Source organism: Micromonospora sp. NPDC048040, assembly GCF_055587185.1.
In genome coordinates this window covers 1-7,840 of sequence record NZ_JBVJGT010000114.1, presented here as the reverse complement: position 1 = coordinate 7,840, position 7,840 = coordinate 1, and the positions used below count along the sequence as shown (strand labels likewise).

7 protein-coding genes and 1 pseudogene are annotated in these 7,840 nt (G+C 73.6%); 5 read left to right on the top strand and 3 right to left on the bottom strand.

The window, feature by feature from the left end; genetic code table 11:
• Window positions 1-212 precede the first annotated feature (212 nt).
• Together ACZ6O2_RS36170 and ACZ6O2_RS36165 are read left to right on the top strand one after the other, a co-directional pair.
• On the top strand, window positions 213-554 hold the full coding sequence (locus tag ACZ6O2_RS36170) for a hypothetical protein (RefSeq protein WP_350712699.1): 342 nt from the start codon (window positions 213-215) through the stop codon (window positions 552-554).
• The gene (locus tag ACZ6O2_RS36165; RefSeq protein WP_350712700.1) at window positions 551-1,210 is read left to right on the top strand and encodes a nucleotidyl transferase AbiEii/AbiGii toxin family protein; all 660 of its coding nucleotides are present in this window, start codon (window positions 551-553) and stop codon (window positions 1,208-1,210) included. The genes ACZ6O2_RS36170 and ACZ6O2_RS36165 overlap by 4 nt, the downstream gene beginning before the upstream one ends.
• Window positions 1,211-1,233: 23 nt before the next feature.
• Here ACZ6O2_RS36165 and ACZ6O2_RS36160 read toward each other — a convergent pair.
• Window positions 1,234-2,135: pseudogene (locus ACZ6O2_RS36160) on the bottom strand (SDR family oxidoreductase).
• A 210-nt stretch (window positions 2,136-2,345) separates the two neighbouring features.
• On the opposite strand from ACZ6O2_RS36160, the gene ACZ6O2_RS36155 reads away from it, so the two are divergent.
• The gene (locus ACZ6O2_RS36155) at window positions 2,346-4,136 is read left to right on the top strand and encodes a bifunctional metallophosphatase/5'-nucleotidase (protein WP_466026166.1); all 1,791 of its coding nucleotides are present in this window, start codon (window positions 2,346-2,348) and stop codon (window positions 4,134-4,136) included.
• Between the two features lie 115 nt (window positions 4,137-4,251).
• Here the strand turns inward: ACZ6O2_RS36155 and ACZ6O2_RS36150 are convergent, their stop codons facing one another.
• Entirely contained in the window at window positions 4,252-4,440 is a 189-nt protein-coding gene (locus tag ACZ6O2_RS36150) for a hypothetical protein (RefSeq protein WP_350712703.1), read from the bottom strand.
• Between the two features lie 115 nt (window positions 4,441-4,555).
• Window positions 4,556-5,713, bottom strand: coding sequence for a geranylgeranyl reductase family protein (locus ACZ6O2_RS36145; protein ID WP_350712704.1), 1,158 nt, complete (start codon window positions 5,711-5,713; stop codon window positions 4,556-4,558).
• 143 nt (window positions 5,714-5,856) lie between these two features.
• On the opposite strand from ACZ6O2_RS36145, the gene ACZ6O2_RS36140 reads away from it, so the two are divergent.
• Entirely contained in the window at window positions 5,857-6,093 is a 237-nt protein-coding gene (locus ACZ6O2_RS36140; protein ID WP_466026165.1) for a hypothetical protein, read from the top strand.
• Window positions 6,094-6,178: 85 nt separating this feature from the next.
• On the top strand, window positions 6,179-7,621 hold the full coding sequence (locus ACZ6O2_RS36135; protein ID WP_466026164.1) for an MFS transporter: 1,443 nt from the start codon (window positions 6,179-6,181) through the stop codon (window positions 7,619-7,621).
• The last annotated feature ends 219 nt before the right edge of the window (window positions 7,622-7,840 follow it).

Below are 7,840 nucleotides of genomic sequence, written 5' to 3'. Positions count from 1 at the left end.
CCCCCCCCCCCCCCCCCCCCCCCCCCCCCCCCCCCCCCCCCCCCCCCCCCCCCCCCCCCCCCCCCCCCCCCCCCCCCCCCCCCCCCCCCCCCACCACGACCCCACAGCAAGCCACAAAGCCACCGCGAACCGCACCCAACCACCGCGGGCCACCCGACAAACCCAGCACAGCCAGCACCGACAAACCGCGGACCTGGCGTTACCCTGACAGCATGCACGGCCTCTCCCCCACCGCGACCCGCGTGGCCCCCCTGGCCCGCCCGGGCCGGCCCGCCGTGGTGACCCGGACACTCACCGAGCTCGCCGGCCCCACCCGCGGCGTCGTGGAGCTGCCCGTGCGGCTGATGTGGAACGCCGACCGCACGTTCGACCTGGGCGACCCGGACGAGTTGCTCTGGATGTACGAGAACGTCCTGCGGGAGACCACCCGCGCGGAGGACCTCCGCGTGCTCATCAACGGGCGCACCCTGCGTCGGGTGTGGCGGCTGCTCAACCTCCCCCGGGGCGTACGCCAGGCGTGGGAGATCCGCCACCGGGGTCTGCGTACGGCGTGAACGCCGCGCACCCGCACGACTTCTACCGGGAGGTGGCCCGCGTAGCCCTGTCCGCCGCCGGGCCGTACCGGTTCGTGCTCGGTGGCGGCGTGGCCTGGGCGGCGCACGGGCTGGTGACCCGCCCGACCGAGGACGTGGACCTCTTCGCCGACGTCGAGGGGGCGGCCGCCGCAGCGGCGGACGGGGTGCGGGCGGCGCTGGAGCGGGCCGGGTTCGAGGTGAGCGACGCCGACCCGGACAGCGAGCTGGCCGACCTGTTCGACGGGTTCGACCGAGACCTGAAGGACTTCGTGGTGAGCCGGGACGGGCGGCGGATCCGACTCAGCCTGGCCCGCCTCGACCGGCACCGCAGCCCGGTGGTGATGGACCTCGGCCCCGTGATGGACGTGCGGGACCTGATGGCGAACAAGACCGCCGCACTGGTGAACCGGCGGGAGGTCCGGGACTACATCGACGTGGCGGCGGCCCTGGAGCAGCACGACGTGGCGGAACTGCTGGAGCTGGCCCGCCAGCTCGACCCGGCCCTGGATCCGTCGGACGTCCGCGCCGCCGGCCGCTACCTGGACCGGCTGCCGGACCGACGCTTCGCCCGCTACGGCCTGGACGCCGCCGCCGTCGCCCGCGTCCGCGCCCGCCTCGCCGTCTGGCCCCGCTGACCCGGGGGCGCGGGGCGCGGGGATTACTTGGTGGGGCGTCCGCCCGTCACGCCGAGGACCTCGCCGGTGACGTAGCTGGACTCCTGGGAGGCGAAGAAGACGTACGCCGGCGCCAGCTCGGCCGGCTGGCCGGGGCGCCCCTCCGGGGTGTCCTGGCCGAACCGCTCGACCTTCTTCTGCGGCATGGTCGCCGGGATCAGCGGCGTCCAGATCGGGCCGGGCGCCACCGCGTTCACCCGGATCCCCCGCTCCGCCAGGTCGGCGGCGAGCGCCTTGGTGAAGTTGGCGATCCCCGCCTTGGTGGTGGCGTAGTCCAACAGCTGCGGCGACGGGTCGAACGCCTGGATCGACGAGGTGTTGATGATGGTCGAGCCCTCGGACATGTGCGGCACCGCCGCCCTGCAGAGCCAGAACATGGCGTACAGGTTGGTCCTGAGCACCCGGTCGAACTGCTCGTCGCTGATCCCGAGGATGCCCTTCTCCTGCGCCATCTGGTAGGCGGCGTTGTTGACCAGGATGTCGATCCCACCGAGGTCCCGCACGGCCCGCTCGACCAACTCCTCGCAGTGCCGCTGGTCGGTGATGTCGCCGCGCACGGCGACGCCCTCGCGGCCGGCCTCCTCGACCAGCCGGACGGTCTCCCGGGCGTCGGCGTCCTCCTCCTCGCCCAGGTAGGAGATGAGCACGTCGGCGCCCTCCCGGGCGTACGCGATGGCGATCGCGCGGCCGATGCCGGAGTCGCCACCGGTGATCACGGCCCGCCTGCCGTCGAGCTTGCCGCTGCCGTGGTACGACTCCTCGCCGTGGTCCGGCCTCGGGGTCATCCTGCCGGTCGCGCCGGGCGGCGTCTGCTGCTGCCCCGGTTGCCCTCCTGTTGGCCGTACTGGCTGGTGGGGTCCTGCTGGGTGTGCTGGTCCTCGCTCACCGACGTCTCCTCGCGCACCTGTCGGGTTCCTGGTATCCGACCGCCCTACCCTGAGCCGGCGGGCGGAAACGGGTGCGGCGGTGTTACACCGAGCGGCCCCGGACGCTGGTGGTGTGGGACACCTCGGGCTGCTGTGGCAGGAGTGACGGCCGCTCGTTAGGGTGCGCTCGGCGCCCACCAGGCGCCCCGACTCCCATGGAAGGGCACGTCATGACCTCTCCCTCCGGCCCGTCGCGTCGGACGGTGCTCGCCGCCGCGGCCGCGGCGGCGAGCGTCCCGCTGATCGCCGCCACCCCCGCCCACGCGGCCGGCGCGGCCCGGTCGCGGACCTGGGACCTCACGATCCTCGGCACCTCGGACACCCACGGCAACGTCTACAACTGGGACTACTACAAGGACGCCGAGTACGACGACAGCAAGCACAACGACGTCGGCGTCGCCAAGCTGGCCACCCTCGTCAACCAGATCCGCGCCGAGCGGCGGGGCAAGGCGACGCTGGTGCTCGACGCCGGCGACACCATCCAGGGCACGCCGCTGGCCACCTTCTACGCCAAGCAGGAACCGATCACCACCACCGGGGCGACGCACCCGATGGCCAACGCCATGAACGTGCTCGGGTACGACGCCGTGACGCTGGGCAACCACGAGTTCAACTACGGCCTGCCGCTGCTGGCCAAGTGGATCTCGCAGCTCGGCTTCCCGGCGCTGGCGGCCAACGCCGTCAACGTCGCCACCGGCAAGCCTGCCTTCCTGCCGTTCGTCATCAAGAAGGTCTCCGTCGGCTTCGCCGCGCCGCCGCTGCGGGTCGGCATCCTCGGCCTGACCAATCCGGGCAGCGCGATCTGGGACAAGGCCAACGTCGAGGGCCGCCTGCGGTTCGACGACATGGTCGCCACGGCCGCGAAGTACGTCCCGATCATGCGGGAGCGCGGCGCCGACATCGTGCTGATCTCCGCGCACGGCGGCGACAGCGGCACCTCCAGCTACGGCCCGGAGCTGCCGAACGAGAACCCGACGGCGCTCATCGCCGAGCAGGTCCCCGGCATCGACGCGATCCTCTTCGGCCACGCCCACGCCGAGGTCGCCGAGAAGTTCGTGACCAACGCGCGGAGCGGCGAGCAGGTGCTGCTCACCGAGCCGTCGAAGTGGGGCCAGCGGCTGAGCCGGATGGACTTCACGCTGGCCCGTGAAAGGGGCCGGTGGAAGATCACCAAGAAGACCGCCGCCCTGCTGAACACCAACACCGTGGTGGAGGACCCGAAGGTCCTCGCCGCCGTGCGGGCCCAGCACCAGAAGACCGTCGCGTACGTCAACCAGGTCGTGGCGCGCTCCACCGTGGAACTGTCGGCGGCGGAGAGCCGGTACAAGGACACCCCGATCCTGGACTTCATCAACCACGTCCAGACCGAGGTGGTCGGCCAGGCGCTCGCCAGCACGTCGTACGCGGCGCTGCCGGTGCTGTCGATCGCGGCGCCGTTCAGCCGGACCGCGATCTTCCCCGCCGGCGACGTGAAGATCCGCGACGTGGCCGGGTTGTACGTCTTCGACAACACCCTCGAGGCCGTCGTGCTCAGCGGCGCCGAGGTGCGGGCCTACCTGGAGTACTCGGCGAAGTACTTCCGGACCCTCGCCCCGGGCGCTCCGGTCGACCCGGAGACGATCAGCGACCCGGCGGTGCCGGACTACAACTACGACGTCTTCTCCGGCCTGGAGTACGACATCGACGTCTCCCGGCCGGTGGGCCAGCGCATCACCCGCCTGGTGCTGCCCGGCACCGACACCCCGGTGGCGGACAACGCGCAGTTCGTGGTGGCGGTGAACAACTACCGCCGCAGCGGCGGCGGCAACTTCCCCGGCATCGTGAAGACCCAGGTCTACAACGAGCAGCAGGAGATCCGTCAACTGCTGATCGACTGGGCGCAGGCCAAGGGCGCGATCGACCCGGCCGACTTCTACCAGCCGAACTGGAAGCTGGTGCGCGAGGGCGTGCCGGTCTTCTGACCGACGATCACCGGACGGGCCGTGGGCAGAATCGCCTGCGGCCCGTCCGCGTACCGGGCCGCATCCCGGGCAGGTCGCGCGCGGACGAGGCGACCCCGCCGCGCGCGACGCGCCGTCAGGCGCCGTGCCGCAGGTCCCACCGGTCCGAAGCCTCCGAATCCGGTCGGTCCCGGCGCGGCTCGGTCTCGGTCAGCGCGACCCGCTCTTCGGGCGGGACCGCCGGCGGCATCTCGCCGAAGCGCACGTGCCGCAGGAAGGCGTACTCGTCGTCGGTGAACGGCGACTCGGAGCGGTCCTCTGCCATCTGCTCTCCCCCTCGACGCCGTCATTCTCCGCCCGGGCGCCCGGCGTCACCACCCCTACGGCATCCTAGGATCCTGGGTGGAAAGGCGGGGCCGGTGGCCTTCGTCCGCCCCCGGTCAGGACGGCAGCTTCGCCAGCGGCGCGCGCGGGGCCGGCAGCCGGTCCAGCAGCGCCAGCGCCGCCCGCACCGGGGCCCGGCCCAACGTCTCGTCGAAGCTCGCCCGCCCCTGGCAGAACCGCACGAACATCCGCCAGCCCGGCGGGGTCGCGAGCAGCGCGTGGAAGACCTCCGGCCGCCGCGCGAACACGTCCAGCAGCCGGTGCCCCGCGCGCATCGAGGGCACCAGATCCCGCGCCACCGCCCGCTCGTAGCCCGCCAGGTCGCCCGCGGCGACCGCGGCGCCGGCCAGCTCGCCGGAGCGCAGCGCGTAGCTGATGCCCTCCCGGCTCCACGGTTCCAGCAGCCCCGCCGCGTCGCCCGCCACCAGCACCCGGCCCCGACGCAGCGGGGAGTCCTCGGCACGGCAGCGGGTCAGGTGCCCCGAGTCGTGCGCCGGCTCCACCCCCGACAGACCCAGCCGGTCGACGAACGCGCGCAGGTAGGCCCGGGTCCGCTCCCCCTCGCCCCGTGCGGCGATCACACCGACCGTGAGCCGGTCGCCCTTCGGGAAGACCCAGGCGTACGAGCCGGGCAGCGGGCCCCAGTCCAGCAGCACGCGGCCCCGCCAGCGGTCCTGCTCCCGCGGCGGCACCGGCAGCTCCAGCTCCAGTCCCAGGTCGACCTGCCGGTGACGGACCCCCACGTGCCGGGCCGTCACGCCCGAGGAGCCGTCCGCGCCGACCACGGCCCGCGCCCGCACCGTCTCCCCGTCGGCCAGCCGCAGGCGTACGACCTCGGGGTCCTGCTCGACGGCGCGGACCGCGGCACGCTCGCGGACCTCGGCGCCGGCCGCGACCGCGGCGACCCGCAGCCGGTCGTCGAACTCCTCACGCCGCACCATCGTCACCAGCGGGCCGTCGGGGTGCCGTCGGGTGAACCGGCGTCGCCCGTCCCGGGTGAACGTGACCCGGTCCACCCGGTCGTGCGCCGGGACGTCGATCCGGTCGGCGACCACCGTGAGCGAGGTGCCGATCAGGCCGCCCCCGCAGGTCTTGTAGCGGGGGTGGGAGGCCCGTTCCAGCACGAGTGTGCGCAGGCCCGCGCGGGTGGCGGCATGGGCGGCGGAGAGGCCGGCGGGGCCGGCGCCGACGACGGCGAGATCCCAGATGATCACCGGTGCAGCGTATGCCAGGAGGCCGGTTGCGGGGGCGTCGGCGCGACCGGATCACCGCCCGATCGGGTGGGCATCTTCGGCCGGCCACGGGGTAACCGCGCGGCGCAACCGCCCGTGGGGCGGGCAAGGCGAAGGAGGACATCATGCGGCAGGTCCAACTGTCGGACATCGAGGAACGGGTGTACGACGCCGTCGCGGCCCTGGAGGCGCGCGGACAGGTGCCGTACCCGGACCTGATCGCCCAGGAGGCCGGGCTGACCGAGGAGCAGTTGCACGCGCCACTGCACCTGCTCACCGAGAAGAACCTGCTGCACCGCGAGGACTCGCCGATGGCCGGTCTGGACTTCGGCCCCCGGTTCTGCGCCCAACAGTTGGCGTGACCCGGCGGGCGGCCCGCCACGATTCGCCTCCCGGGGACCGGGGTAGCGGACAGCGATGCCCGACCACCGGTCCACGGGAGGCACGATGAGCGCGGCGCGTACGCCGCGACCGGCCGACGCCACCGCCTCCCCGGACGACCGGCGGCGCTGGCAGGCCCTCGGCGTCGGGCTGGTCGCCGCATTCATGACGCTGCTCGACGTGAGCATCGTCAACGTCGCCGTCCCCTCGATGGACCGCGCCCTCGGGGCCTCCCCCAGCGACCTGCAGTGGGTGCTCTCCGGGTACGCCCTGACGTTCGGGCTGGTACTCGTTCCCGCCGGGCGCTTCGGCGACGCGCACGGCCGGCGCACCGCTTTCGTCTTCGGGATCGCCCTGTTCACGCTCGCCAGCGCCCTCGCCGGGCTGGCCGCCTCCCCCGCGTGGCTGGTCGGGGCCCGACTGCTCCAGGGCGCCGCCGCCGGGCTGGTCAACCCGCAGGTCACCGGCCTGATCCAGGAGCTGTTCCAGGGGCCCGAGCGGGGCCGCCCGTTCGGCCTGCTCGGTGCCACCATCGGCATCTCCACCGCCGTCGGCCCGCTGCTCGGGGGCCTGCTGATCGCCATCGGCGGCGAGGAGCACGGCTGGCGCTGGGTGTTCTTCGTCAACGTGCCCGTCGGGATCGTGGCGGTGGTCCTCGGGTGGCGGCTGCTCCCCGGCCGCCGGGCGGGCCCCCCGGACCACCGGCGGCTGGACCCCGTCGGAGTGCTGCTGCTCGGGCTCGGCGTGCTGCTGGTGCTGCTGCCGCTGGTGCAGCAGCAGTGGCAGGGCCGCGCGAAGTGGCTGCTGGTGCCGGCCGGGCTGCTCGCCCTGGCCGCTTTCGGGGCCTGGGAACGGTGGTACGCCCGACGCCGGGATCCGCTGTTCGACCTGCGCCTGTTCCGCTTCCGGTCGTACGCCCTCGGATCACTGATCGCGCTGGTCTACTTCGGCGGGTTCACCGCGATCTTCTTCGTCTTCACGCTCTACCTCCAGAACGGCCTCGGCTACAGCGCGCTGGTCGCTGGCGTGGCCATCACCCCGTTCGCGCTGGGCTCGGCCGCGGCGTCCGCCCTCGGCGGCCGGATCGTCAACCGCTTCGGCCGGCCACTGGTCGCGGTCGGGCTGCTCACCGTGGTCGTCGGGCTCGTCGCGGTGGTCGGCGTGCTCGCCCTGGCGCCGGCCGGTGCTGTGGTGCCGTGGCTGACCGCGGCGCCGCTGCTGGTCGCCGGGCTGGGCAGCGGCCTGGTGATCGCCCCGAACCAGACCCTCACCCTGTCCCAGGTGCCGGTGCCCCAGGCGGGCAGCGGTGCGGGCATGCTGCAGACCGGCCAACGCATCGGCTCCGCCGCCGGCATCGCCGCCGTCGGCTCCGTCTTCTTCTCGTCGCTGGCCGGCAGCGACGGCGACTACGCCGTCGCTTTCCGGCATTCCCTCCTGCTGGCCGCCACGGTCATCGCGCTGGCGCTGGTCGCCGCCCTGGTGGACGTCGTACTCGGCCACCGCCGCTGACCGCCGCACCCGCACGCGACCGCCCCAGCCGCGGACCCGACCCGGTGCGTGTCCGCCCCGCTTGTGACGCGAGGACGCCGCTGGCCGGTACCCCGTGCGGGGTACCGGCCAGCGGCATCATGCACCTGTGTGTCAGTTGTTCCAGTGTTCGGCGACGAGGTCGGCGGCCTGCTGTTCCCACTGGGCGTAGTGGTCGGGGTACGCCGACACCTGCACGGT

Excerpts from the sequence above, each read along its gene's own strand:
- ACZ6O2_RS36150 (WP_350712703.1), bottom strand. The coding sequence starts at position 4,440 with ATGGCAGAGGACCGCTCCGAGTCGCCGTTCACCGACGACGAGTACGCC.
- ACZ6O2_RS36155 (WP_466026166.1), top strand. The coding sequence starts at position 2,346 with ATGACCTCTCCCTCCGGCCCGTCGCGTCGGACGGTGCTCGCCGCCGCG.
- ACZ6O2_RS36135 (WP_466026164.1), top strand. The coding sequence starts at position 6,179 with ATGAGCGCGGCGCGTACGCCGCGACCGGCCGACGCCACCGCCTCCCCG.
- ACZ6O2_RS36140 (WP_466026165.1), top strand. The coding sequence starts at position 5,857 with ATGCGGCAGGTCCAACTGTCGGACATCGAGGAACGGGTGTACGACGCC.
- ACZ6O2_RS36170 (WP_350712699.1), top strand. The coding sequence starts at position 213 with ATGCACGGCCTCTCCCCCACCGCGACCCGCGTGGCCCCCCTGGCCCGC.